25 protein-coding genes are annotated in these 25,510 nt (G+C 59.7%); 13 read left to right on the plus strand and 12 right to left on the minus strand.

The window, feature by feature from the left end; genetic code table 11:
• Window positions 1-9 precede the first annotated feature (9 nt).
• Window positions 10-1,284, minus strand: a complete 1,275-nt coding sequence (locus AC1RO0_RS12265) for a polysaccharide biosynthesis/export family protein (RefSeq protein ID WP_498593148.1) — start codon at window positions 1,282-1,284, stop codon at window positions 10-12.
• A gap of 83 nt (window positions 1,285-1,367) precedes the next feature.
• Window positions 1,368-2,048, minus strand: a complete 681-nt coding sequence (locus tag AC1RO0_RS12270) for a sugar transferase (RefSeq protein ID WP_498593149.1) — start codon at window positions 2,046-2,048, stop codon at window positions 1,368-1,370.
• A gap of 742 nt (window positions 2,049-2,790) precedes the next feature.
• On the opposite strand from AC1RO0_RS12270, the gene AC1RO0_RS12275 reads away from it, so the two are divergent.
• Together AC1RO0_RS12275 and AC1RO0_RS12280 are read left to right on the plus strand one after the other, a co-directional pair.
• Window positions 2,791-3,081 carry an exopolysaccharide production repressor protein gene (locus AC1RO0_RS12275; RefSeq protein ID WP_498593375.1) on the plus strand — a complete coding sequence of 97 codons (291 nt, stop codon included), beginning with the start codon at window positions 2,791-2,793 and terminating at the stop codon, window positions 3,079-3,081.
• Window positions 3,082-3,170: 89 nt separating this feature from the next.
• A complete protein-coding gene (locus AC1RO0_RS12280) occupies window positions 3,171-4,181 on the plus strand; it encodes a glycosyltransferase family 2 protein (protein WP_498593150.1) in 1,011 nt (336 codons plus the stop codon).
• A 12-nt stretch (window positions 4,182-4,193) separates the two neighbouring features.
• Here the strand turns inward: AC1RO0_RS12280 and AC1RO0_RS12285 are convergent, their stop codons facing one another.
• Complete coding sequence (locus AC1RO0_RS12285) at window positions 4,194-5,135, minus strand: polysaccharide pyruvyl transferase family protein (RefSeq protein WP_498593151.1); 942 nt, start codon at window positions 5,133-5,135, stop codon at window positions 4,194-4,196.
• 85 nt (window positions 5,136-5,220) lie between these two features.
• Window positions 5,221-6,180, minus strand: coding sequence for a glycosyltransferase family 2 protein (locus AC1RO0_RS12290; protein WP_498593152.1), 960 nt, complete (start codon window positions 6,178-6,180; stop codon window positions 5,221-5,223).
• A gap of 119 nt (window positions 6,181-6,299) precedes the next feature.
• On the opposite strand from AC1RO0_RS12290, the gene AC1RO0_RS12295 reads away from it, so the two are divergent.
• Complete coding sequence (locus AC1RO0_RS12295; RefSeq protein WP_498593153.1) at window positions 6,300-7,787, plus strand: lipopolysaccharide biosynthesis protein; 1,488 nt, start codon at window positions 6,300-6,302, stop codon at window positions 7,785-7,787.
• An 87-nt stretch (window positions 7,788-7,874) separates the two neighbouring features.
• Here the strand turns inward: AC1RO0_RS12295 and AC1RO0_RS12300 are convergent, their stop codons facing one another.
• Entirely contained in the window at window positions 7,875-8,075 is a 201-nt protein-coding gene (locus tag AC1RO0_RS12300; RefSeq protein WP_368509687.1) for a hypothetical protein, read from the minus strand.
• A gap of 144 nt (window positions 8,076-8,219) precedes the next feature.
• Here AC1RO0_RS12300 and AC1RO0_RS12305 point away from each other — a divergent pair, with 144 nt between their 5' ends.
• The 8 genes from AC1RO0_RS12305 to AC1RO0_RS12340 all read left to right on the plus strand — a co-directional run bounded on the left by AC1RO0_RS12305 (window position 8,220) and on the right by AC1RO0_RS12340 (window position 17,711).
• The gene (locus tag AC1RO0_RS12305) at window positions 8,220-9,293 is read left to right on the plus strand and encodes an acyltransferase family protein (RefSeq protein WP_498593154.1); all 1,074 of its coding nucleotides are present in this window, start codon (window positions 8,220-8,222) and stop codon (window positions 9,291-9,293) included.
• A 3-nt stretch (window positions 9,294-9,296) separates the two neighbouring features.
• Entirely contained in the window at window positions 9,297-10,115 is an 819-nt protein-coding gene (gene exoK, locus AC1RO0_RS12310) for an endo-1,3-1,4-beta-glycanase ExoK (protein WP_498593155.1), read from the plus strand.
• Between the two features lie 64 nt (window positions 10,116-10,179).
• The gene (locus AC1RO0_RS12315; RefSeq protein ID WP_498593156.1) at window positions 10,180-11,388 is read left to right on the plus strand and encodes a glycosyl transferase family 1; all 1,209 of its coding nucleotides are present in this window, start codon (window positions 10,180-10,182) and stop codon (window positions 11,386-11,388) included.
• The gene (locus AC1RO0_RS12320) at window positions 11,385-12,383 is read left to right on the plus strand and encodes a glycosyltransferase family 2 protein (protein ID WP_498593157.1); all 999 of its coding nucleotides are present in this window, start codon (window positions 11,385-11,387) and stop codon (window positions 12,381-12,383) included. The genes AC1RO0_RS12315 and AC1RO0_RS12320 overlap by 4 nt, the downstream gene beginning before the upstream one ends.
• Complete coding sequence (locus AC1RO0_RS12325) at window positions 12,380-13,321, plus strand: glycosyltransferase family 2 protein (protein ID WP_498593158.1); 942 nt, start codon at window positions 12,380-12,382, stop codon at window positions 13,319-13,321. The genes AC1RO0_RS12320 and AC1RO0_RS12325 overlap by 4 nt, the downstream gene beginning before the upstream one ends.
• Window positions 13,318-14,367 carry a glycosyltransferase family 2 protein gene (locus AC1RO0_RS12330; RefSeq protein ID WP_498593159.1) on the plus strand — a complete coding sequence of 350 codons (1,050 nt, stop codon included), beginning with the start codon at window positions 13,318-13,320 and terminating at the stop codon, window positions 14,365-14,367. Before AC1RO0_RS12325 ends, AC1RO0_RS12330 begins: the two co-directional genes overlap by 4 nt.
• Before the next feature lie 4 nt (window positions 14,368-14,371).
• Window positions 14,372-15,277 carry a UTP--glucose-1-phosphate uridylyltransferase gene (locus AC1RO0_RS12335; protein WP_498593160.1) on the plus strand — a complete coding sequence of 302 codons (906 nt, stop codon included), beginning with the start codon at window positions 14,372-14,374 and terminating at the stop codon, window positions 15,275-15,277.
• 82 nt (window positions 15,278-15,359) lie between these two features.
• Window positions 15,360-17,711, plus strand: a complete 2,352-nt coding sequence (locus AC1RO0_RS12340) for a polysaccharide biosynthesis tyrosine autokinase (RefSeq protein ID WP_498593161.1) — start codon at window positions 15,360-15,362, stop codon at window positions 17,709-17,711.
• A gap of 6 nt (window positions 17,712-17,717) precedes the next feature.
• On the opposite strand, the gene AC1RO0_RS12345 is transcribed toward AC1RO0_RS12340, so the two are convergent.
• The 5 genes from AC1RO0_RS12345 to AC1RO0_RS12365 all read right to left on the minus strand — a co-directional run bounded on the left by AC1RO0_RS12345 (window position 17,718) and on the right by AC1RO0_RS12365 (window position 22,047).
• Window positions 17,718-18,605 (minus strand): DMT family transporter, encoded by an 888-nt coding sequence (locus AC1RO0_RS12345; RefSeq protein ID WP_498593162.1) that lies wholly within the window; start codon window positions 18,603-18,605, stop codon window positions 17,718-17,720.
• A gap of 128 nt (window positions 18,606-18,733) precedes the next feature.
• Complete coding sequence (locus AC1RO0_RS12350) at window positions 18,734-19,294, minus strand: NADPH-dependent FMN reductase (protein WP_498593163.1); 561 nt, start codon at window positions 19,292-19,294, stop codon at window positions 18,734-18,736.
• An 84-nt stretch (window positions 19,295-19,378) separates the two neighbouring features.
• Complete coding sequence (locus tag AC1RO0_RS12355; RefSeq protein WP_498593164.1) at window positions 19,379-20,605, minus strand: NAD(P)/FAD-dependent oxidoreductase; 1,227 nt, start codon at window positions 20,603-20,605, stop codon at window positions 19,379-19,381.
• Window positions 20,606-20,615: 10 nt separating this feature from the next.
• Window positions 20,616-20,930 carry a MocE family 2Fe-2S type ferredoxin gene (locus AC1RO0_RS12360; protein ID WP_498593165.1) on the minus strand — a complete coding sequence of 105 codons (315 nt, stop codon included), beginning with the start codon at window positions 20,928-20,930 and terminating at the stop codon, window positions 20,616-20,618.
• A gap of 31 nt (window positions 20,931-20,961) precedes the next feature.
• Window positions 20,962-22,047, minus strand: a complete 1,086-nt coding sequence (locus AC1RO0_RS12365; protein ID WP_498593166.1) for a fatty acid desaturase family protein — start codon at window positions 22,045-22,047, stop codon at window positions 20,962-20,964.
• Window positions 22,048-22,200: 153 nt separating this feature from the next.
• On the opposite strand from AC1RO0_RS12365, the gene AC1RO0_RS12370 reads away from it, so the two are divergent.
• Window positions 22,201-23,229: a LacI family DNA-binding transcriptional regulator gene (locus AC1RO0_RS12370; RefSeq protein WP_498593167.1), complete on the plus strand. Its 1,029-nt coding sequence runs from the start codon at window positions 22,201-22,203 to the stop codon at window positions 23,227-23,229.
• Window positions 23,230-23,388: 159 nt separating this feature from the next.
• Window positions 23,389-24,201 carry a TIM barrel protein gene (locus AC1RO0_RS12375; protein ID WP_498593168.1) on the plus strand — a complete coding sequence of 271 codons (813 nt, stop codon included), beginning with the start codon at window positions 23,389-23,391 and terminating at the stop codon, window positions 24,199-24,201.
• A gap of 36 nt (window positions 24,202-24,237) precedes the next feature.
• Here AC1RO0_RS12375 and nikR read toward each other — a convergent pair whose 3' ends face one another.
• Together nikR and cobM are read right to left on the minus strand one after the other, a co-directional pair.
• Window positions 24,238-24,675 (minus strand): nickel-responsive transcriptional regulator NikR, encoded by a 438-nt coding sequence (gene nikR / locus AC1RO0_RS12380; protein WP_498593169.1) that lies wholly within the window; start codon window positions 24,673-24,675, stop codon window positions 24,238-24,240.
• 71 nt (window positions 24,676-24,746) lie between these two features.
• Complete coding sequence (gene cobM, locus AC1RO0_RS12385; protein ID WP_498593170.1) at window positions 24,747-25,505, minus strand: precorrin-4 C(11)-methyltransferase; 759 nt, start codon at window positions 25,503-25,505, stop codon at window positions 24,747-24,749.
• Window positions 25,506-25,510 lie beyond the last annotated feature (5 nt).

The raw sequence follows: 25,510 nt of genomic DNA on the forward strand, positions 1-25,510 counted from the left end.
CGACTCTCCTTATCGCATGGCTAGACCGGCACTCACCTTGATGAGATCACCGGGCAGGACCAGGGTATTCTCCTGGGCCGGGATTTCCTTCGCCTGACCATTCTCATCCCGTATGATGGTATAGACGACGTTCACGCCCTGCCCGCCGGCATCGATATTGCTGGCATCAGCCGATTGCGCGACCGCCTCCTGCATCAGCGCCTGGCTGGTGGAGAGCTTGAGTTGCAGGGTTTCCAACTGGGTGTCGGTGTCCTGCAGATCCTGCGCGAGCGAATTCTGCCAATCGTTGCGCACCGTATTCTCGTCCTGAGTGGCCTTGCTGATGCTCTGCTTGGCGTTCAGCGATGCCGTGTCGGTATCCAGCAGGTTGGTCTCCACGTCGGACGCGCGCTGTTCGGCCGAGATCCTGCGCGAGGCAAGTTCCAGTCCTCGTTCCGCCAGGCTCTCGACCTTGTCGCGGTCGGCCTTGGCAAGATCGAGTTGGCGGCTGAGCGTATCGGTCTTCTTCGCCAGCGCCTCGACTTCGCTTTGCAGCAGCACCTTGAGATCCGCCAACGCCTGCAGCTGCGTTTTCATACGCACGCTACGCGTCTTCATCAGGGCCTCTTCGCTGGCAAGCAGGTCGGCCGATTGCGGCAGCTTTTGCAGGTCCGGCGAAATATCGATCTGCTCCTTGCCGGCGACTTCAGCCAAAAGACGCGCCTGGCGCATCAGCAACCGGCCGCGTTCGGCCATGAGGACGACCGCATCGCCCTTGGCATTGATGAAATCGCGCGCGAAGCGCTGGCCGGCCTCGGCGCGGTGCATACCGCCGCCCAGGCTCACCGCCTTCAGAACGGTCAGGTTGGGCACAAAAGGATATGAACCAGGGTTCTGGACCTCGCCGGAGAGATAGATCGGACGAAACTGCGAAAGCTCCACGGAAGCCGAGGGCCGGTCGCGCAGACCGAACTGCTTCTGCAATCCGAGGCCGATCGCTTCGGCTATCTCATCCGTCGTCTTGCCGGCGGCCGGCATGTCCCCGATGAAAGGAATGGAAACCGCGCCGGAAGGACCGACCGTATAATCACCCGACACCACCGACCAGTCGCGGATTGTGCCTTCTGCCGTCTGCCATTCGGCAACGCGAATGCTCAGTTTGTCCATGACGCCCAGGTGATATCCGGGAAGGCTATCGGCACGGGCATTGCCTGATACAACGCACAGGCTGAAGAGGACGAGAACGGCGCAACGAAAAGGTGTGGTTGCGCCAACGAGCCTACCAGAAGGCTTAATTTCAATCATGCAGGATCTTCCCTGTTATTAGATCGCAGCCCCACATGTGCGGGGAAACCGCAGGAACCTTCCCCGCGGTATCTGCTTCGTCGTCAGTAGCTGCCGCGCGAAAGGCAAACCGCAGGAATGGTTTTGGCGATAATCATCATGTCGCTGCTGAGCGACCAGTTTTTGACATAATGCGTATCGAAGGCGACGCGGCTTTCGTAGGAGACGTCGTTGCGGCCGCTGACCTGCCACAGACCCGTCAGGCCGGGGCGAGACTGGAGGTAGTAGATCGCGGATGTTTCATAGCGCTCGAGCTCGTCCTCGACGACAGGACGGGGACCAACGACACTCATTTCACCGCGGATAATATTGATGAGCTGCGGCAATTCGTCGAGGCTCAGTTTACGAAGCACCGCGCCGACGAGGGTGACGCGGGGGTCGTTTTGCAGTTTGCGCGTTGCGCGCCATTCGTCCATAGCCCGGGGATTGGTCTGCAGATAGGCCTGCAGCACCCTGTCGCCGTCGACGACCATGGTGCGGAACTTCAGGCAACCGAAGGTCTTGCCGTTATGGCCGATGCGGCGATGGCCATAAAAGATCGGACCCCGATCCGAAAGCTTCACCAGGAGCATGAGCATCAGGAAGAGGGGGCTGATGAGGATCAGCCCCATCAGGGCGGCTGTAACGTCGAATCCCCTCTTGAGGATTCCACCCGTTGGCGGAAAGACGTCGCTTTCCGTAGCGCTGAAAAAAGCCGATGTGGCCGATCTCGTCGCAGACTTCATAGAGATGACTCCATTCATGTTGGCGAATTGGTCGGAAATGTCTCGGACGCGTAGTTAGTGCAGTGCAGCGAGGAGTGTAGGATGGGATTGGGATTTTTTAAGCCAATTTTTTATGGCAATGCCGATTCACGGTACGGTTCTACCGCCAACGTGGTCGGAGGCCCAGGTTCAGCCATCCAAAAGGCCACAAGTTTTCAGTCTACGTACTGTATAAACACCAGAAGAATTCGTATATAACGTTTAAAGATATAGTATGTTATAATGTTAAATTCATAATATTAGGATTCATACCTCTTGCTTCTTCGAAAGAAGCTTCAGTCACTCTTGAACGTTCCTGAAAAATCCTGGATTCCGATTGAAAATATTGCAATGCAGCAAGATATTGCGACGCACATGACAATCGAAACGATGACCGGACTTTGTAATAAAAGTTGATTGAATTGTTTAAAATCTAAATCGATCGCACTAATCGATTAGCAGTACGAAAATTGTATGTGAATTTTTTGCGAACAACTTTTGAGGGAGTGCCGAGAGGAGAAAAAAGATAATGAATGCAATTGTACTGATTGTGGAGGAGTAGTTTTAACGGGCGCGACATAGGATCCGTATCAATTCGTAACGCATTGTCGTCGCTTGGTTGAATCTAAATGAATCATAAAATATATTTAAGTCCTGGGTCTACTGAGGGAGGCAAGACCTTGATTACTTTTATGCAGATATTCCTGGGGAGGAGGTAATGTCCATGTATGCACCTCGCGTCTTCATCAGCATGGCGGGCACTCTGGCCGTATTCGCCATTGCGACTTATTTCCTGACGCATTCACTTTCGATCACCTTGATCGAAACTGCGATTTGCGCAGTCCTGTTACAGATCGGTTACTTCGCGGGCGTTGTTTTCCTGGTGTGGAAAGAACGCAATGCGAGGAATGCGTTGTTGAATGAAGGCTCGGCTGTAATGCCGCTACGTGAAGGTGACAAGGTTAGCGGCCTGCCCGCTGCCAACCTCAATCGTTCCGAACCCTTCAACCCCTGACGCCGCCATTTGGCGCATCTTTTGGTGACCATGTGGTTGCCGGATGGCTGTTGTCGTCCTAAGTCTCCAACAGAACCATGGAGGCTGACTTGATCGACAGTGCCGAAAACAATGTCTGCGTAATCATTGCCGCGAAGAATGCCAGCGATACCATCGGTCTCGCCGTGGCTTCGGCGTTGCGCGAGCCGGAAGTGGCCGAGGTCGTCGTCATCGACGATGGTTCGACCGACGGCACGGCTGCCGCCGCGCGTCAGGCCGATGATGGCAGCGGCCGCCTGATCATCCAGGAATTCGTGAAAAATCGCGGACCGGCGGCAGCCCGCAATCACGCGATCGAGATTTCGCGCGCACCGCTGATCAGCATCCTCGACGCCGATGATTTCTTTTTCCCAGGGCGATTTAAGCCGCTGCTTGCCAACAATGATTGGGATTTCGTCGCCGACAACATCGCCTTCGTCGATGCCGACACCGTTCCGACTGCCTATACCATGCTCGATCATTTCGATCCGAAGCCGCGCTTCCTGGATCTGGTCGCGTTTGTCGAAGGCAATATTTCAAAGCGGGGTGTCCGGCGCGGCGAGATCGGTTTCCTGAAGCCGCTGATGCGCCGTGCGTTTCTGGATAAGCATGGGCTGCGCTACGACGAGGCGCTGCGTCTCGGCGAGGATTACGATCTCTATGTGCGGGCGCTTGCCAAGGCCGCGCGCTACAAGATCATCCATAGCTGCGGCTATGGTGCCGTGGTGCGCAGCAATTCCCTGAGCGGTCAGCATCGCACCGACGACTTGCGACGGCTCTATGAGGCGGATCGGGCGATCCTTGCGGCCGGCGGACTCTCACCGATCGATGCAGCCGTCATCCGCCGCCACGAGCAGCATATTCGCGGACGATACGAGCTGCGGCATTTTCTCGATATCAAATCGAAATCGGGCATGGGGGCAGCGGCTTCCTACGCCCTGGGCAAGCCAGGTGCGATTCCAGCCATAGCCGGCGGTATTTTCGCCGATAAGACCGAGCGCTTCCGCAAGGGCGGCAGCGCGCCAATCGCCCATTCGGGCGCAAACGGCCTGCGTTATCTCCTGCAGGCCGTTCCCGAATAATTTACAGGCGCGTCAGAGGTAGTCGCGCCGTACACCTTCAATCACCGACATGAAGCGCTCCTTGCGACCGGCAAGGGCCGCGTCGGTGCTGAGCTGCGGCTTTGCCTTGCTGGCCTGCCAAAGCGCCAGCGCCGAAGGTACGGCAAGCGCCTGCTTCGCCATCACGCGCAACGTGGTCTGCTGCGGATCGGCTAGCACGGTCTCGCCATGCCGCTGCTTCTCCAGTTCACTGGCTGCCTGCTCGTCGCGTTCGAAACCGACGCCCCAGAAACGGGCGCCCTTGGCGATTGCTTCGGCGCGGGTCGAAACGGGAATATGTTTCGGCGCGTAGGTAACCCCGAGAGAGCGTGCCCAATCGTTCCATTTGAAGCTGTTAATCGCCCGCGACGTGCTGACGGCGATCCACGGCACGCGGAAGGCATCGGCGAGGATCGCGCCATGCATGGATTCGGCGACGATGAGCTCGGAGGTAGCGATCTCGCGGATCACGGCCTTCGCCTCGCCGCGCGGATCGAGATAGGAAAGACCGACGGTCTTGCAGATATCCTGCCAGAGCCCGGCGCCCGCCGACTCCCAATGCGGTACGAAGGTGTGGCGCTTGGTCTTCGGCAGATTTTTGAATTCCGGCATCTCGGTGACCATGACGGCCGGGTCGATGATGCCCATATCCGCGGGAACGCCAACTTTTTCAGCCGTCAGGGGGCCGCGGACACACCGGATATCCCATTTGCTCCTGTCGCTCATGTCAGGAAGCGTGCCATAGCCGAAGCCACTGCCGATCACGAGCTTCTGACCATCGGGCGGCAATAGCGATGTGTTCAAGACGGTGCCGACACCGACAAGCAGTGTTTCGTCATGAACGTCACGCAGGCCGGGGAGGAGAAAATCCCAGAGCCAGAGATTAAGATCGTCACCGAAATTGCCATGGGTGGATTCCCAGTGGAACGGCTTCATACAGGACTCCTTGCTGATCTAGACCGTAGCTGCACATGCATTGGCTCTAGAATGTGGCATGAACAGCTTTGCTGCAGTGCGAAAACTAGGGCGTAAACTTGCCCGCGGCAAGCTGCATTGCACTCTGCAATATGCCGGGGTCGCGCCAGGCCCATTTCGCTAGTAGTCCAAGTTGTGGCATTCGGCGATGACGCAACTGCCGCGCCTGGCTCCACAGCGCCTGCTGACGGGCGCGGTTTTTGCAGGCGCGAATGGTCGCAATGTCCTGCGGCCGGCGCAAAAATCTCTGTTCCAGCGTGTTGAGCGCCGTCCAGGTATTGAACTGCTGGCGCAGGAACTGCGGGGAGTCATTATCGATGCTGTGAAAGATGTTCATGCCCTCGCCGCGCAAGGCTCCGGCGTCTTCGCAAAGCAGCACACGCTTGGCGGCCAGGATGCAGTCGCAGAAAAACAGTACGTCCTCGGCCGCCAGCCGCAGCGAGGCCTCGAAGCGGATTTTTTCAAACAGCGGCCGGCCGATCACCATGCAGGAAAGGTGCAGGAAGCCCCAGTCCTTCAGCATCTCGCTGGCGATATTAGGGATTTCGATGATGGCGGGCGTGTCGGAGAGACGCACGGCGTTGGGCAATTTCGCCAGTTCGTCCATGCCGAAATGATAAGAGAACCCCTCGCCGCCGCTGATCGAGTCCCAATAGCAATCGGCATTGTGGCGCGTCAGTGCCTCAAAAGCATTGCTCAGATGTTCCGGCGCCCATTCGTCATCGGAATCGAGGAAGGCGACAAAGCGGCTTGCGGCCGGCACATTATCGAGGCCAGTATTGCGCGCACCGCCCGGGCCGGCATTGGCTTGGCGGATGACTGTAATGCGCGCCCGCTCGTCGTTTCCGAGCGATTGAAGTTCACTTTCCGCCGCAAGCGGCGATTCATCATCGACGACAAGGATATCGAAATCCTGAAACACCTGCCTAGATATCGACCTCAATGCGCGCTGCAGAATGCCTGTCTGTTTCTGGTAGAAGGGAATAACAATCGTAATTGACGCCATTTTTTCGCCTTACGTTTTTCAACAAAGAGTTTGCGACCTCCTCCCAGGGTCGCGGCCATGCATTTTTTCGACAATCTCCATCGCTGATTACAGCCGCTCCCAAGAGATAGGATGTCGCAATGACCTCAACAGTTAGTGTCCGTTCGATAACGAACAATGTCGGATGGAGCGTTTTATCGAAGACAAGTACCTTTGGATTGAAATTTGTGACCGTGCCGATCCTGGCGCGCATCCTGACTCCCGAGGAATTCGGTGTCGTCGCCGTGGCGCTGACGGTCGTGCAATTTCTCTCCATGATCGGCGGCGCCGGGCTCACCTCCTCTCTCGTTATCCAGGAGAAGGAGGACATGCTGACCATCCACTCCGTTTTCTGGGTAAATCTGGCCGTATCGACGCTGATGGCCGTGGTTCTCTATGTCTTCGCTGATTTCTTCGCAGCATTGTTGGGCGCCAAGGAGGCAGCCCACCTGTTGCGCATTATGGCCTTCATGATTCCGATCCAGCTCGCCGCCGATGTCGCCTATTCGATCCTGGCGCGGCGGATGAATTTCAGCAAGGATGCGGTCTGGAGCATGATTTCGGAGTCCTCCGGTGCCTTGGTCGCGGTCGGTCTGGCCTGGTTCGGATTTGGTGTCTGGGCGCTCGTTGCCCAGCTTTTCGTCTCCGGCACCGTTCGCCTCGTCGGTCTCTACGCCGTCTCCGGCTATTTCCCCCGGTTCGCCTTCTCATTTAGCCGCATCAAGGGACTGACGAAGTTCTCCTTCGGTATGATGGGCTCGGAAATCGCCAATTTCGTCACCTTCCAGTCGCCGATGGTGATCATTGCCCGTTATCTTGGCCTGGCCGATGCTGGTGCCTATTCCGCCGGCAACCGCTTTGCCAGCATCCCGAACCAGGTCGTGCTCTCGGCCGTCATGGGCGTCTTGTTTCCGGCCTTCAGCCACATGATGCATGACCGCAAGCGCCGGTCGGACGCTCTGATGCTAAGCACGCAGGTCACCACAGTGCTGCTGGCGCCAATGATGTTCGGGCTGTGGGCCATTGCCGAGCCGGCCATGCTGGTGCTGTTCGGACAGAAATGGGCCTATGCCTGGCCGGTGCTCGGACTGCTGGCGCTCTCCAAGGCGATCCTGACGCCCTGCAGCACCTTTATTCCGTATCTGAAAGGTGTCGGCCGCGGCAATGTCCTGTTCTGGTCGGCCGTCGTCCGCGCCATCGTCACCACCGCCGCTGTCGCCTACGGGGCAATGACGGGGGATCTGATCAACGCCATGGTATGGCTCTGCATCGTCAGCGTCATCACGTTGATCTTCTATTCCTGGGCGGTTTTCCGCGCCGACGGCACGCCATTCTTCCAGGGCCTCTACGTCAGCAACCGGCCGATGATCACCGCCCTCATCATGGCGCTCATCGTTCGGTTCATGCTGGATCACCTGAAGGTGGTGATGCCGAGTGCAGTCCTGCAGATCATCGTGGGCTCGGTGGTGGGCGGCGCAATCTACCTCGCTTTTGTGCTGCTGACGGAGAGAGCGCTTGTGCGCAAAATCCTGGAACTCGTCCGTTCACGCAGAATGCCGAAGGCAGAAGCTCAACCTGTAGCTGAGTGATTCTGCCGTGTTTTCGTAGAGAACTTGCACCGCTGCCGCATTATGATCACGTTTGCTCACGGATTCTGTGGCGGTGCAAAAAAATGTTCACCTATTGCGAAAAAAACGATGGCGGCGCATCATCGCGTTAAAGATCGTTTCACGAATTATTTCAGCGTACTTAAATCCTTTTAATACCAGAGACTTCCACAAATATCGGGCACCTGAATCGCCTGTTTCACCGCCGTTTTTGCCCCGGAATTGCGGCTGCCGGGAGCCATTCAGTCTTGTTTTTTGCTGCACTGCCATATTTCTTTTCGTGAGATCGCCCTAGGTTATGCGTGTGGGCTCTAGTCTGCTCTGGTTGAAACGGTCGCAAGGGGGGAGCGACCTGGAAAAGGGGTGACGGACATCGTGAATGTGACTGCCAACGTGTCTTCGCGGATAAATCTCATGCGTATCGTGCTCATCTCGGGCATCATATTTGTGCATATCCCATTCGATACGGATTCCAGCCCGTTCAACGGTGCATATGGGCTCTTCGATTGGTTCCGGGTCTTCCTGCGCGATAGTCTCTTTCGCGTCGGCGTTCCCTGCCTCAGCGCCATTTCCGGCTATCTTCTTTTCCGTCACGGCACGGCAAAGCTCGACTATGCCGAGACCATTCGCCGCAAGGCGAAGACCGTTCTCCTGCCCTTCCTCTTGTGGAACAGCGCCTTCTTCCTATTCGTGCTGGCCTTGCAGTACTTCGGCATCGGCGACGGCTTTCTGCCGGATATTTCGAGTGCCAGCCCACGTACGCTGTCGACGCTGCTGTTCGCGATTGAGGGCACGCCGATCAACTTGCCCCTCTATTTTCTGCGCGATCTCTTCGTCTGCATCCTGCTGTCGCCGCTGCTGGCGATGCTGATCAGCCGCTTTCCCGTGTCGACGCTGGTGGGCTTGCTGCTGCTGGCGGCATTGCCGATCCCGCTCGGCATCGTGCTTCGAAATTCCATCCTTTTCAGCTTCGGCTTCGGCATCTATCTCAGCCTCTATCGCGTCGACCTGACGATCATCGACCGGTATGCCGAGGTGATCGGCCCGGCCTTCGTCGCCCTGGCGGCTCTGCTGGCCACGGCCGCCTACCTCACAGGCCCCAAGCTTCCGCTGTGGCTCGAAATTGGCCGCAATCTCATGGTGCTTGTCGGCATTCCCGGTTTCTGGGCGCTGTCGGCAATCTTCATCAGGAGCCGGCTCGGCCAAAGCCTGGCGGGAACCGGCGGCCTGAGCTTCTGGGTGTTCTGCGCCCATTACCCGCTGCTGTTTTGCCTCTGGGTTCTCTGGAACCGCGGCGGCAGTGAGATCTATCCGATCTTCTATCTCCTGGCCTCCGCCATCACCCTGATGGCGCTGCCCCTGACCAACGGCCTGGCGCGTTCCGCCCTGCCGGCCATCTACAACCTGTTGACTGGTAGCCGCACACGTTCGCGCGCGGAGACCCCAGGCGACCGCCAACGTCAGCAGGCGACTTCAGAGCAAAGGTGACACATGACGAAAAAGACCGCCCATGCGCGCAGACTTAGCCCTGTTTCACTGGGCCTTGTTTCACTGGCCATCTTGAGCGCCGGTCTTGTTCCTTGCGTGGTTTCCGCGCAGGAGGACCGGCCGAACGGCACCTCCTTCGTCGACAATTTCGACAGGATCGACAGCAGCCGCTGGTACATTTCGGATGGCTGGAACAACGGCCCGCACCAGAACTGCACCTGGTCGAAGAAGCAGGTCAGCCGCCAAGACGGCATGCTGCAGCTTCAATTCACCCAGGGTAAGACCGGTGAGCGCGACTATGCCTGCGGCGAAATCCAGACCACCAAGCGTTTTGGCTACGGCACCTACGAGGCGAGCTATCGTACCGCCAGCGGTCCCGGCCTCAACTCGGCGTTCTTCACCTATATCGGTCCAACCGACAAAAGACCGCATGACGAGATCGATTTCGAGGTTCTCGGCAAGAATGCAGGACAGGTCCAGGTCAATCAATATATCTCCGCCAAGGGCGGCAACGAGAAACTGGTTCCGGTCCCCGGTGGCGCCGATCAGGGCTTCAACGACTATGCCTTCGTCTGGGAGAAGGATCGGCTTCGCTATTATGTGAACGGCCAACTGGTCCAGGACGTTACCGACCCTTCGAAGATACCGACACATGCCCAGAAGATCTTTTTCAGTCTTTGGGGCACGGACACGCTGAGCGGCTGGATGGGCAAGTTCGCCTATGGCGGCAGCCCGGCGACCATGCAGATCAAACGTGTTGCCTTCACCGCGGAAGGCGACAAGTGCCAATTCCCAGAATCGATCGCCTGCAAGCTGAATTGAACCAGTCCGGCTGCGACACAAACGAAACGCCTGGCTTCGACCGGGCACGAAAACGGAAGTCTGAATGCTGCATATTCTCTACTTCGTCCACGATCTTGCCGACCCCGCCGTCCGCCGGCGGGTGTTGATGCTGCAGGCGGGCGGAGCACGAGTGACATTGGCGGGCTTCCGGCGTGACGACAACGCGCTGGCGGCCGTGCACGGTATCGAGCCGATCGAGCTCGGACGGACGCGCGATGCGCAATTCACGCATCGCATCGCGGCCGTTGCCAAGTCCGCGCTGAAATTGCGCGGCTCGTTGCGTTCGGTGCAGAAGCCAGACGTCATCATCGGCCGCAATCTTGAAATGCTGGCCTTGGCCAATCGGGCGAGATCGATCTTCGGCGGCGATATGCCTGTCGTCTACGAGTGTCTCGATATCCACCGGCTGCTACTGCGCAAAGACACGCTTGGCGCAGCCCTTCGAGGGGTGGAGCGTCATTTCGGGACGGACGCCGCGCTGCTGCTGACCAGTTCACCTGCCTTCGTCGAGCGTTATTTCCGCCCTCAATCCGGCCTCGATCTGCCGATCATGCTGCTGGAGAACAAGGTTCTGGCGCTCGATGGCCTTGACGATATGGCCGCTCCCTCCCCCCGGCTGCCGGGCAAGGGCGAGCCCTGGAAGATCGGCTGGTTCGGCGCTCTTCGCTGCCGCAAATCACTGGCGCTGCTCGATGAATTTTCCCGCCGGATGGACGGGCGTTTCGAGATCATCCTGCGCGGCCGGCCAGCCCATTCGGAGTTCGACGACTTCGATGGCATCGTGCGCGATGCGCCTTTCATGCATTTCGGCGGCCCCTACAAGAACCCGGAGGACCTCGCGACCATCTATGGCGAGGTACAATTCTCCTGGGCGATCGATTTCTTCGAAGAAGGGCTGAATTCAAGCTGGCTGCTGCCGAACCGGCTTTACGAGGGCGGCCTTTATGGCGCCGTGCCGATCGCCATGGACGGAACCGAGACCTCACGCTTCCTGGCGAGCCGTAAAATCGGCCTGACGCTCGACAAGGCAAACCCCGCCCACCTCGTCTCCCTCATGAGCGACATGAACGAGGAGCGCTATCTCGCCGCTTTCAACACCGTGGCTGCGCAGGACCGCCGGCAATGGATGACCGACCGTGCCGACTGCCAGGGACTGGTGCAGCGGCTCGCTTCCCTGACCCGCACCAACGAGCAAACCGCCGAATTACAGGCACTCCCACAACTGCATCGCAATAGAGGTGGATTGCAATGAAAACTGGAGACCCCAAGCAAATGCGTTGCCTGATCGTCATCCCCTGCCTCAACGAAGAGAAGCATATCGAGCCGCTGATCGCCAAGCTCGGCGGCGCTCTGGACGAGCTTGACGCCAGGATCGTGGTTGCCGATGGCGGTAGCACGGACAGGACGCGGGAGATCGTCACGGAGATTGCCGGGGCCGACCCGCGCGTGCTCCTGCTCGACAACCCGAAGCGGCTGCAGAGCGCTGCGATCAATCTCGCCGTCGAGACCTTCGGCAACGATTACGACTATCTCATTCGCATCGATGCCCATGGCGACTACCCCGCCGATTATTGCCAGAGACTGGTCGAGGAGGCCGACGCGACCGAAGCGGATTCGGTCGTCGTCGCCATGCGTACCCAGGGTTTCAGCGCCTTCCAAAAGGCGACGGCGGTGGCGCAGAACTCCAAGCTCGGCAATGGCGGCTCGAAGCATCGCGAGGGCGCCAAGGGGCATTGGGCCGATCATGGCCACCATGCGCTGATGCGCGTCCCCGCCTTCCGCGCCGTCGGCGGCTATGACGAGACCTTCAGCCATAACGAAGATGCCGAGCTCGACTACCGGCTGCGCAAGGCCGGCTATCGCATCTGGCTCACCGACAAGACGACGATGACCTATTATCCGCGCGCCAGCATTCCGACGCTGTTCCGGCAGTATCTCGGTTACGGCCGCGGCCGTGCACGCAATATTCTGAAGCATCGCAGCATGCCGAGCGTTCGCCAGATGCTGCCGCTGGCCGTCGTGCCGATCTTTATCGGCGCTTTCCTCGCCATCCTCAACTGGATCGCGGTCATTCCCATCGGCCTGTGGGCCTTTGCCTGCATCGCCTACGGTTTCTGGATCGCCCTTGGCCAGAAGAACCCATACGGACCGCTTGCCGCCATCTCCGCCATGGTGATGCATTTCGCCTGGTCGATGGGCTTCTGGCTGGAAGTCCTGAAATTCCGCGGACGCAAGGTGGTGTCATGACGCAAAGCCTTGAGAGCCCGCGCGTGAAGATCGATATCGCCGTGTGCACCTATCGTCGTGCCGAGCTGGACCAGACCTTGTTGTCGCTGGCGGTCTTGACCGTGCCGACCGGCGCCCTCGTTCGCATTATCGTTGCCGACAACGATGTGACGCCGAGCGCGCAAGACCGCGTCGAGGCCATGCGCGCGGCTGTACCCTTCGAGATTGCCTATGTGCATTGCCCGGCTTCGAATATTTCCATTGCCCGCAACGCCTGCCTGGAACACGCGACTGGCGACTTCGTCGCCTTCATCGATGACGACGAGACGGCGTCGAAGGATTGGCTGACGGAATTGCTGGTGACAGCGGATACGAGCGGGGCCGACGCGGTTCTCGGACCGGTTCGCGCCGTCTATCCAAACGTGGCGCCGGGCTGGATGCGCCGTGGCGATTTCCATTCGACCCTGCCAGTCTGGGTCGCGGGCGATATCCGCACCGGCTATACCTGCAACGTGCTTTTGCGGCGCAAGGCGCCATCGCTTGCCGGTCGCCGCTTCAACCTTGCGCTTGGACGCAGTGGTGGTGAGGACACGGAATTTTTCGCTCACATGCACCAGGCGGGCGGGCGCATCGCCTTTGCCGAGGATGCCTTGGTCTATGAGCCCGTGCCGAGCGGGCGCGCCAAGCTGTCGTGGCTTTCGAAGCGGCGCTACCGCATGGGGCAGACGCATGGGCGGATGCTTCTTGAGGTGGCGGCGGGCCTCGGCCGCTGGAAGGCAATCGCGATTGCCGGCACCAAGTCCGCCTACTGCTTCGCCGCCGCCACGCTTCTGTCCCCCTTGCCGATACAGCGTCATCGCTATGGCCTGCGCGGCATCATGCATGCCGGCGTCGTTAGCGGCCTGTTTGGCGTGCGCGAAATCGAACAATACGGAAATCTGGAGAAAGCGCCGCAATGACGGATTTCATCCCTGATGTCAGCTTCGTCATCGCAGCCTACAATGCCGAGGAGACGCTGGAGCGTGCCATCGACAGCGCGCTGGCGCAGGGCGCTGTGAGCATGGAGGTCATCGTCGTCGACGATTGCTCCAGCGACAGCACCCCGGACATCGTCAATAATCATCCGGACCCGCGCGTTCGTCTCGTTGCCATGCCCCGCAACGGTGGTCCAGGCGCTGCGCGCAATGCCGGGCTGGATGCGGCGCGCGGCCGCTGGGTGGCCGTGCTCGATTCCGACGATGCGCTCCGTCCGGACCGCATGGCGCGGCTGATCGCCCGGGCCGAAAAGGCCGAGGCGCAGATCGTGATCGACAATCTCGACGTCATCCGGGGCGAGAACGAGGCCGTTGGCGCCATGTTCCCCGAAGCGATGCTTGCGCGCATGCCGATCCTGACACTCGCGAAATTCATCACCTCGAACATGATTTTCCAGTCCGAGCACAATCTCGGCTACACAAAGCCGGTCTTCGAACGGGCCTTCCTGGAAATGCACCACCTGCGCTTCGAGGAATCCCTCCGCATCGGTGAAGACTACATCTTTCTCGCCTCCGCTCTCGCCAGAGGCGGCGTCTGCGCGGTCGAGCCGACGGCGGGCTACCTCTATTACATCCGCGATGGTTCGATCTCGCGGGTGCTGAAGCGGCAGCATGTCGAAGCGATGATCGACGCCGATGCCAAGTTTTTTGCCGAACATCCTTTTGGTGCCGCCGCCCTCGCCGCACAGCGACGACGGACGCGGAACCTGAAGGACGTACTGTCCTTCCTGATGCTGATCGACAGCCTCAAGGATGGCGCCCTACCGGCCGCGCTGAAGATTGCATGCCGCAATCCACGCGCGACCCTCCACCTGCGCATGCCGATTGCAGCTCGCTTTCGACGTCTCGCCACCTCCCTTCGGGGTCGTGGCGAAACGACCGTCCTCACGGGCGGTGAAGTGGCGGCGGCCCCGCAAATCTCCTCCTCCCTCCCCAGTTTGGGCGCAGGCCCTCACTCTAACAAAGGATAGAGCCATGGACCGTAAGCTTCCTGTGAGAAAAGCAGTCATTCCGGTTGCCGGCAACGGAACCCGTTTTCTGCCAGCCACCAAGGCAATGCCGAAGGAAATGCTGACGATCGTCGATCGTCCGGTGGTGCAGTATGCCGTCGATGAAGCCATCGAAGCCGGCATCGAGCACATCGTCTTCGTGACCAGCCGTAACAAGACGTCGATCGAAGACCACTTCGACGACACGCCGGAACTGATTTCCTCGCTGAACAGGGCAGGCAAGACGAAGCAGGTGTCCGAACTGGAGCGCCTTTTGCCGCGCGCCGGCTCCGTCAGCTTCACCCGCCAGCAGTCGCCGCTTGGCCTCGGCCATGCCGTGTGGTGCGCCCGCGACCTGATCGGCAACGAACCCTTCGCGCTGCTTTTGCCCGACATGGTCTGCCAGGGCGTGCGCGGCTGCACCGCTGGCCTGATGGATCTCTATAACGAAGTCGGCGGCAATGTCGTCGGTGTCGAGGAATGCTCGCCTGAAGAAACGTCGAGCTACGGCATTATCGGCAGGGGAGCGCCGGTTCGCCATGGCTTCGGCGTGACTAAAATGGTTGAAAAGCCGCATCCTTCGGAGGCGCCTTCTAACTTTTACCTTAATGGGCGCTATATTCTGCAGCCCGAAATCTTCGATATTCTGGCCCGGCAAGAGCGCGGCGCCGGTAACGAGATCCAACTCACCGACGGCATGCTGCGCCTGTCTGAAACACAGGGGTTCCATGCTCAGGCCTATAATGGACGGACTTACGATTGCGGATCGAAGCAAGGCTTCATCGAGGCGAACGTCGCCTTCGCGCTCGCGCGTGCCGATATTGGCGGTCTCGTCTATGACTCGATCCGGAACCTGGTTCTCTCGCACGAAGCGCAGATGAACGCAGCTTAAAGCAAATCACTCCGCCTGCGGCCCCGGCGGCCGCAGGCCCCGAGCCGTCATTCAATTGGGCTTCTCCGACAAGGTGGTCGCCATGCATCAGAAAAATTTCACTTTCCACAGCGCTACCCCCAAAGCGGAGGAGCAGGATGGCTTCATTGACCTTGATCGCCTGATGGCGGTGGTGATCCGCCGCATCCGCACCATCATGCTCGGCGTGGCCGTCTTCGTTGGGCTGGCGATCGCCTATCTGCTGGTCGCCACCCCGGGCTATACGTCGGCGACGCAGATACTGCTCGATGAAAACATGACCAAATATGCGGAGGATCAGCCTCCGCCGGCCAGCAGCCAGCAGGCCGACATGGATATTGCCAGCGCCGTCGAAATTCTCAAATCCAACGAGATGGCCTTGCGCGTTGTCGATACGACCGGTCTCATCGACAACGACGCCTTCGCCAATCCGCCGCAGTCGCCAGTCGCTTTGATCAAATCCGGCGTAAAGCTGATCGCCAGCGTCTTCAAACCCGCAAAGCCTCCCTTGACGCCTGCGGAAGCACGGGAGGCGAAACGTCAGCTCATCGCAGCCACGCTGCAGGACGCTCTCAAGGTCGAGCGTGTCACGCGCAGCTCCGTTATTCTGGTATCCTTCACCTCGACCGATCCGATACTGGCGGGAAAGATCACCAGCGCCTATGCGGACGCCTATCTGACCGACCAGCTCAACGCCAATTTCGATGCGACGGAGCGCGCATCCGTCTGGCTGCAGGAACGGCTGAACGATCTGCGCCAGCGCGCGCAGATGGCATCGCTCGAAGTCGAGAAGTACAAGGCCGAGAATGGCTTGACCTCGACCGGCGGCGAGTTGATGTCGGAGCAGCAGATCTCCGATCTGAACAAGCAGCTGATCATCGCCCAGGCCGATACCGCCAGCGCCTCCGCCCGCTATAACCAGTACAAGTCGATCATCGACCAGGGGCCGGACAATGCGGTGAAGAATGCGACGATCTCGTCCAGCCAGTCCGGCAACAGCGTCCTGCAGGACCTGAAGACCCGTTATCTTGCCGTGCAGAAGCGCGAACAGGATGTGACGCAGAATTTCGGCGCCGACCATCCGCAGGCCGTGGCCTTGAAAGCCGAGCGCCAGGACATTACCCGTCAGATCTATGAGGAACTCCAGCAACTGACGGCGAGCTACAAGAATGAATTTGACGTGGCGCAATCGCGCGCGACATCGCTGCGTGGCAGCATCGAGGGCATGGTCGGCAAGAATTCCGAGGCCAACAAATCCCTCGTGCAGCTGAACGAGCTGAACCAGAAGGCGACGGCGCTGAAGACGCTGTACGAATCCTATCTGGGCCGCTTTGAAGCCGCGGCGCAACAGCGGTCCTTCCCGATCGCCAAGGCGCGCGTCATATCCGCCGCCGGCGTTCCGACGGCGCCGTCAAGCCCGAAGAAGACGCTCGTCATGGCGCTTTCGATCATTCTCGGCTTGATGGCCGGCGGTGGCTTTGCCGCATTCCAGGAATTCCGGGATCGCTTCTTCCGCGTCGAAGCCGATGTGCGCGCAGCGCTCGGGCTCAAATTCCTGGGCTACCTGCCGCTGCTCGGCCAACAGGGCTTCCCGAAGAAGAAGAACAAGCGCAAGGCCGGTCCAGTGCCGGCAATGGCAACGGCAACTGCCGACGAGGGCGAAAGCGGGGTTGCTTTCGAACGCATCATGCGTGTCTCCGTCGAGGCGCCGCGTTCGATGTTCGCCGAGACCCTGCGAAACGCCAAGCTTGCCAGCGATGTCATGCTGCAGGGACGTGCGGATCGGGTGATCGGCGTCGTCTCGGCGCTGCCGGGCGAAGGCAAGTCAACGACGGCCGCCAATTTCGCCGCCTTGCTCGCCAGCAGCGGCAAGCGGACGCTGCTGATCGACGCCGACTTGCGTAATCCGGGCTTGAGCCGGACACTGAAGACGCCTCCTCAGGTCGGCCTTATCGAAGCTGCTCTCGGCGAAGTGCCCTGGGCAAGCGCTGTCAAGGTCGATCCGCGTACCAAGCTTGCCATCCTGCCGGTGGTGCTGCGCGATCATCTGCTTCACACCAGCGAGCTTCTGTCCTCGCAGGGCATGATGACGCTGATGGAAAACGCACGTAAGATGTTCGACTATATCGTCGTCGATCTTGCGCCACTCGGACCTGTCATCGACGCCAAGGCTTTTGCGCCGCAGGTGGACGCCTTCCTGCTCGTTGCCGAATGGGGCGCGACGCCGACCAACCTTGTCAGGGATTTGCTGGAGCAGGAGCCGCAGATCAACTCGCGCGTCCTCGGCGTTATCCTCAACAAGACCGACATGTCGGAACTGGCGCGCTATAGCGAGTTCGGCGCCACCGAACGCTACCGGCAGAAGTATGTCAGTTACTACACCGAAGACCATCCGAAGACTCAGGTAGAGGCGTAAAAGCCTCTACCGACCAGAACCCTTCGACCGTGACTTGGCCAGGGCATTTTCACGCCAGATCGTGAAGATGCCCGCGCCGACGACGATGACGGCCCCGATGATCATATTGATGCCGAGCGTCTCGCCAAAGATCGTGACGCCGATGATGGCGGAGAAGACGAGCTGTAGATAGGTGAGCGGCTGGATCACCACCGCGTCGAGAAGATCATAGGCGCGGATGAGGAAATAGTGGCTCGTCATGCCGGTAAGGCAGAGCAGGCCCATGAAGACCCAGTCGGACGGCAGAAGCGGCGTCCAAAAAAATGGTCCGACAGTGCTCATCGCAACCGCCCCCACAACCCCGGTATAAAAGAAGCTCGTCATCGACGAATCCACCCGGCTGACATAGCGGGTGATGACGACATAGAGCGAAAACACCAGGGCGCCCGCCAGTGGCACCAGGAAGCGGATATCGAAAAAGCCGCTTTCAGGCTTCAGGATCAACAGAACCCCGACAAAGCCGACAGAGATTGCCAGCCAGCGCCGCCAGCCGACCTTTTCACCGAGGATCGGCACGGACAGCAGCGCCACGATCAGCGGGCCGGACGAGAAGATCGCCTGCGAATGCGCAAGGCCGACCATGACGAAGGACGAAATGGCGATGACGATCTGCAAGGCGAGCAGCAGCCCGCGAACGACCTGCAGGCCGGGTTTCCTGGTATGGACGGCCACGCGCAATCCGCCCGGCGAGCGCGCCGCCAGCGCGATCGCAAACAGCATGAACCCCCAATAGCGGATCATCGCCACGAAAAGCGGCGGATAGGCGCTGACAAGATGTTTGGAGATGCCGTCCTGTATGGCGAAAATGCTGATCGCCAACAGCGTGAAGACATAACCGGCAGTGTTGGATTTCATTTCGGCTCAAAGGAAGATTGTATGCGGCCCCGGAAGCGTCGGCTGACTCGACGCTGGCAATGACAATAGGCCATCCGATCTTTCAATCATAGGCTTTAGAAATGGTCCCCACGCACGAAATATGCGTATCAGCTGTTTTTCGTACCCTCGACAAAGGCAGCAAATCCTTCGATGAAGACAGCGAGATTATGCTTCACTTTCTCGTCGACAATTTTACCGTCCGCATCGAAAACGTTGCCGGCGCGCGAGACCATCAACCGCCCACCGAACCACGGATTGGTGCCAAGCGTTCGCAGCACCGGCAGCCAGGCATTCTGGCTGAGGATCGTCCCGAAATTGCCGGGCGAAGCGCCGAGAATGGCGACGGGCTTTGCCCCGAAGACACGGGAGATATCGGTCGATGGCCGGCTCATCCAATCGATGGCATTCTTGAAAACGCCGGGAAGCGAATTGTTGTATTCCGGCGTAAACAGGATCAGCCCATCGGCGGCGGCGGCCAGCTCCTTGAGCTCGGTGACCTTCTGCGGAATCCCCTCGGCCACCTCGAGATCGGCGTCGTAAAGCGGTACGCCGTGAATGGTGCTGGGGAAGAGTTCGACGCCTGATGGCGCCAGCTCGACAGCAGCATGCAGCAAAGCCGTGTTGAAGGAGCCTTTGCGGAGGCTACCCGATATGCCCAGAATTTTCATCGCACTCCCCCCTTGATAATCGCATAATGAGAGTTTGTCGTTCCGATCCGCTCGTCAAGACCAGAACACGCATTTGATCTCCGATCAGGCGGCCAGAAGCGACTTCAGTTTGACGTGACTTGCCACCAGAGCCTCGGGATCTGGATGCGCGCGGGCCGCGATGAGCATTTCGGCAAGGCGGATATCGCGGGCGACAGCGTTGCCGTGACCGATGCCGCTCGCTGCAAGAAGCCGCCCGGTATCGTCGAGATGAAAGAGAATGAAGGCTCCGTCGGAGAGATCGCGCCTCAGCGTCGTCGTCGCGCCATCGGCGAGGCCGGCGATCTGCAGCGTCAGATCATATTGATCGGACCAGAACCACGGCACGGCGGAGATGCAGCTCCCTTCGCCAAGCATGTTGCCGGCGGCTAGCGTTCCCTGCTCCTGCGCATTGCGCCAGGATTCCAGCCGAATCCGCCGCCCGCCGTAAAGCGCGAGCGGGAAAGAGCAGCAATCGCCAGCCGCAAAGATATCGGTTTCAGAGGTTTCCAGCCGCTCGTTGACTGCGATGCCATTTTCGATGGCGAGGCCGACTTTTTCCGCCAGCGCAACATTCGGCAGGGCACCGATGCCGACCAGGACAAGGTCGACGGAAATGATATCGCCGCTTGCCAGGCGGACAACCGCGCCATCGCCCCCCTCTTCGAGGGCAACGATAGTCTCACCGCAGCGGATATCGGCGCCTTCTTGCCGATGGCGCTCTGTTATGACCTCGGCAATCTCTTCCGGCACGCCTCGCTTCAGGACGCGCGGCAGGCCCTCGATGACAGTAGCTTCCGCGCCAAGCTTGCGCGCCGTCGCCGCCAATTCAAGACCGATGAAGCCGCCGCCGATGATGGCGATGTGCTGGCCGGGATGAAGGGCCGATCGCAAGGCGCAAGCGTCGGCATGGGTGCGAAGCGCGCGTATACGCTTGCTAGTCGCGCCAAGGCCCGGAAAGGGCCGCGCAGATGCTCCGGTTGCCAGCAGCAATTTGTCATAGTGCAGCTTTTCTCCGCCGGCGAGCGTGACCACCTTGGCAGTCGGATCGATGTCGATCACATCAATGCCCAGCCGCAAGCCGATACGCTGTTCCGTATAACGCTCCAATGCCGCCACGAATTTCGGTTCGGCTGCGTGGGCAAGCCCTTCCTTCGAGAGCGGTGGGCGTTCATAGGGCGCGACCGGTTCGCCACCGACCAGGGTGATGTCGCCTTCAAAGCCCTTTTCTCTGAGCGCAAAGGCGGCGCGCGCGCCGCATTCCCCTGCCCCGACGATGACGAAATGCGGCATGGTCTTCTCCTTACACCGCAATGAAGACTATGCCGCCTTCGACCTTGACCGGATAGGTCTTGAGGTTGACGCAGACGGGCGCACCCTTGGCCTCCCCGGTCCGGTAATCGAAACGGCCATTGTGCTTCGGACATTCGATGATGTTGTCCATGACCAGTCCGTCGGCGAGATGAATCTGCTCATGCGTACAGAGACCATCGGTCGCGAAGTAGTCATCCTCCGGACTGCGATAGATGGCGAAGGTCCGTCCGCCATGGTCGAAGCGCATCACGTCTTCTTCGTCTATCGCATCGGCTGCGCAGACCTCGATCCAATTGCCGCTCATTCCTGCCTCCCTGTTTGTAGTTTTTTGCCAGTTATTGTGCCGCTTCGGGCAATGCGCCGTGGAACTCTTCCCGATAGGGCCGCGCCGTCGGCGGCAGCTCGCGCTTCAGGAAATAATCCTCATTGCGAAGCTGCCGGAGAAAGGCCGGGATCATTTCACGATAACCCGACCATATGGACGGATTGGGCTGCGGTAGATCATGCTTGATCATCGCATGCAGCTTCGGCAGTGCGTGATAGGGCACCATCGGGAACATGTGATGCTCCACATGGTAGTTCATGTTCCAATAAATGAAGCGGCTGATCGGGTTCATCAGCACCGTGCGACTGTTCAGCCGGTGATCGATGACATTGTCGGCAAGGCCGCCATGTTGCAGCAGGCCGGTCAGCACATGATGCCAGGCGCCATAGAGCCGCGGCAGGCCGATCAGCACCAGCGGCAGGATCGAGCCGGTATAAAGAACCGCAACAATCGTCACGACATAGATGGCCGTCCAGATGCGGGCAATGCGGATCGCCTTCGGTTGCTCCTGTTCGGGGATGAAGGTCTTTTCCTCGGCGCTGACGATGCCTCCGGCATTGCGGATCATATCCAGCATGCCGTAGGCAGCATCGAGAATGCCGAAGAAATTCAGGACCAGGCGCAGGAGATCCGGCGGCCGCATGACGGCGATTTCCGGGTCGCGGCCGACGATGACGGTATCGGTGTGATGCCGTGTATGGCTCCAGCGCCAGGTCACCGGATTGCGCATGATCATGAAGCAGGCGATCTGGTAGACCGCGTCATTCATCCAGCGGGTCTTGAAAGCCGTGCCGTGGCCGCACTCGTGCCAGCGGCTATCGGAGGCCGAGCCATAGAGCACACCGTAGGAGAGGAAGAAGGGAGCCGAGAGCCACGAGCCCCAGAAATAGATGCCGAGGCCGGCGAAGACGAGCATGCTGCCCAGCCAGACGACCGTGTCGCGAATGGCGGCTTTGTCGGAGCGCTGCATCAGCGCCTTCATCTCCTTGCGGGGAATATCCGTGTGATACCACTCCGCCGCCGCCAGCCCGGTTTCGACGGCCCGCTTGCCGCTCGGGCCAAGCAAGCTGTAATCGCGTTTGATTATCTCAGTCATCTCTTCCTCCCGCGACACGCATGAACGGCGCGCCGCACCTCATGCCGAAAAGGATAGGCCGAGTTTCTACTTGCCTCAATGCGGGAATGATGGAATCTATCAAAAGCAATCATTCTACGATGTCATTACTGATAGAACACCTCAGGAGCCGATATGCGCCGCCCGACGATTTCCGATCTCGCAAAAGCATCCGGCGTCAGCGTCGCGACGATCGATCGCGTGCTCAACGGGCGGCATCGCGTCCGGGAAGAAACGGCCCGGCGCGTCTATGAGGCAGCCCAATCGATCGGCTATCATGCGGTGGGCCTGCTGCGGCAGCGCGTTTTTGAGGACCTGCCGCAATACCGGCTGGGCTTCGTGTTGCAGAAGCCGTCGCAGCCCTTCTATCAGGCCTTCGCCAAGGAGATTGCCGCGACGGCGCAGACGGTCGCGACCGCACGTATCCATGCGCAGGTCGATTTCGTTGCCGCGTCGACACCGTCAGCGATCGTCGAAAAGTTGAAAGCCATGGCGGCACGGACCCAGGCCGTTGCGCTTGTCGCACCCGATTATCCCGCGGTAACCACAGCAATTGAGGAACTGAAGGAAAAGGGAATCCCCGTCTTTTCACTCCTATCCGACTTCGCGACGGGCGTGCGCGAAACCTATATCGGCGTCGACAATCGCAAGGTCGGGCGCACGGCTGCCTGGACCATCGCCAAGTCGGCGGATCACCCAGGCAAGGTCGCCTGCTTCGTTGGCAGCCATCGCTTTCACGGCCACGAGCTGCGCGAGATCGGCTTTCGCTCTTATTTTCGCGAGAATGCGCCTGATTTCGAGGTGTTGGATACGCTGATCAATCTGGACACTGCGGAGATCACCCATGAGGCGACGCTGAACCTTTTGCAGAAACACCCCGATCTCATCGGTTTCTACGTCTGCGGCGGCGGCATGGAGGGCGCGATTTCCGCCATCCGCGAGGAAGGGCTTGCCGGCAAGCTGGTCGTCGTCGTCAACGAACTGACGCCCGAATCGAAGGCGGCGCTTGCCGACGATGTCGTCACCATGGTGATCGGCACGCCTCTCCCCTCGCTCTGCAAGGAGCTGTTTGGCTTGATGATCGGCGCCGTCGAGCGCGGCGAGGCGAGCATGCCGGGGCAATCCTTCCTGCCCTTCGATATTTTCATCTCGGAAAACATCTAGCCCGAATTGATGGAATCCCATCATCGCACGGGTATTTCTATCATCAATGATAGTCGATGCAATCGCTCGGTGATGGATCGTCCGCGCGATTCTGGGTAGTCATCTGTGGCATACACGGTCGAGCAATTGTCCCGCCGGCCAATGAGGAGGAATACCCACATGAGCTCCATTCGTTTCGCACTCAATCATATGTGCGCGCCGTCCCTATCCCTTGGCTCCTTCTTCTCCACGGCGAAAAGCCTCGGCATCGACAGCGTCGAAATCCGCAATGACCTCTCCAGCAACGCGATCATCGACGGCACGCCGGCGGCGACCGTCAAGGCGCTTGCGGCACAGCATGGGCTGACCATCATTTCGATCAACGCGCTGCAACGTTTCAACGAATGGAATGAGGTTCGCGCCAAGGAGGCGGCCGAGCTCATCGACTACGCGCGCGATTGCGGCGCCAAGGCGCTGGTGCTCGTTCCGGTCAACGACGGCAGCGGCCGTGAGCCGGAAGTTCGTCAGCGAAATCTTCTAACCGCATTGACCGCGCTGAAGCCGTTGCTGGATAAGGCCGGGATCATCGGCCTGGTCGAGCCGCTCGGCTTCGAGATCTGCTCGCTAAGCTCGAAGACGGAAGCCGCCGCCGCGATCGAATCCCTCGGCGCCCAATCTACCTTCCGCCTCGTCCACGACACGTTCCATCATCACCTTGCCGGCGAGACGGCCACTTTCCCGGAGTTTACAGGCTTGGTCCACATCTCCGGCGTCAGCGATCCGACTGTCGCGATCTCCGATATGCGCGACCCGCATCGCATCCTCGTCGACGCCAGTGACCGCCTCGACAATACTGGCCAGATGCGGGCGCTGCTGTCCGCCGGCTATGCCGGCCCCTTTTCCTTCGAGCCCTTTGCGCCCGATGTGCATGCGCTAAAAGAGCCGGTGGAGGCGTTGAAGCAAAGCATGACCTATCTGTCCGCGCAGGTTTGATGATAGCGACGCGAGATTCCAACCGGATCTCGTGGATCAATCGTGTGAATGTGGCCCATGATCGTGTGGGCCATGTTCCGACGGAATGAGATGCAAATTCCCGAAGCGCACACCGCGTTGGGTCACCACGCTGTCGGCGAAGGATTTGATCTCCCCGACTGTGCCTTTCAGCACCGAGACCTCTAGACAATCATGTCCGTCGACATGGACATGCAGCGTGGAAACCGAAAGGTCATGGTGATGATGCTGCGTTGTCGTCAGGCGGCGAGAGAGATCACGGGTCTCGTGTTCGTAGACATAGGTCAGCGTGGCGTAGCACTTCGTTTCACTGCTGACGGCTACCTGTTCGCGGGTGACGGCATCGCGCACAAGGTCGCGCAGCGTTTCCGAGCGGCTGGCATAGCCGCGCTGTTCGCTGATCTTGTCGATCGTCTCCAGAAGATCGTCATCGATGGTAATGGTGATGCGCTGCATCTCTTTCCCCTTTTGCGAATGCCCTGACTAGAGGAAATTTCGGCGGCAATTGCAACGGCGTCCGCCGCTGGTCATTCCCTACCCCGGAAGCGGCGCTGATAAGCGGGATCGTAAAGCGAGCTCTCGCGGAAATCGTCGGCGGTGAGCGACGGGCCGACGAAGATCAGCGCCGTGCGCTCGATCGGCTCGGCCGCGACCTTGGCCTCGATCGTGGCGAGCGTGCCGCGCAGGATGCGCTCGTCTGGCCAGGAGGCCTTGACGACGATCGCAACCGGGCAATCCGCGCCATAGATTGGCGTCAACTCCTCGACCACCTGCCCAAGCGCATGGATCGCCAGATGGATGGCAAGCGTCGAACCCGTTGCACCGAATTTCTCCAGCGTTTCGTTGTTCGGCATCGGCGAGGCGCGGCCGGAAACCCGCGTGAGAACAAGACTTTGCGCGACGGCGGGAATGGTCAGCTCACGCCCGAGGGCAGAGGCGGCGGCTGCAAAGGCGGGAACGCCGGGGGTCAACGTGTAGGGGATATCGTGCTTTTCCAAACGGCGGATCTGTTCGGCCACAGCGCTCCAGACCGAGAGATCGCCGGAATGCAGGCGCGCGACATCCTGACCGGACGCAGCCGCCTTCAGATATTCGGCCTCGATTTCATCCAGTGACATCGGTGCTGTGTCAACGATGCGGGCGCCCGGCGGGCAATATTGCAGGAGTTCCGGCGAGACGATCGAACCGGCATAGAGGCAGACCGGGCATTTGCCGATCAGATCCCTGCCGCGCACGGTGATCAGGTCAGCCGCACCCGGTCCTGCTCCGATGAAATGCACCGTCATTCCGT

This window comes from Rhizobium sp. GW821-FHT14E12 (assembly GCF_058803745.1).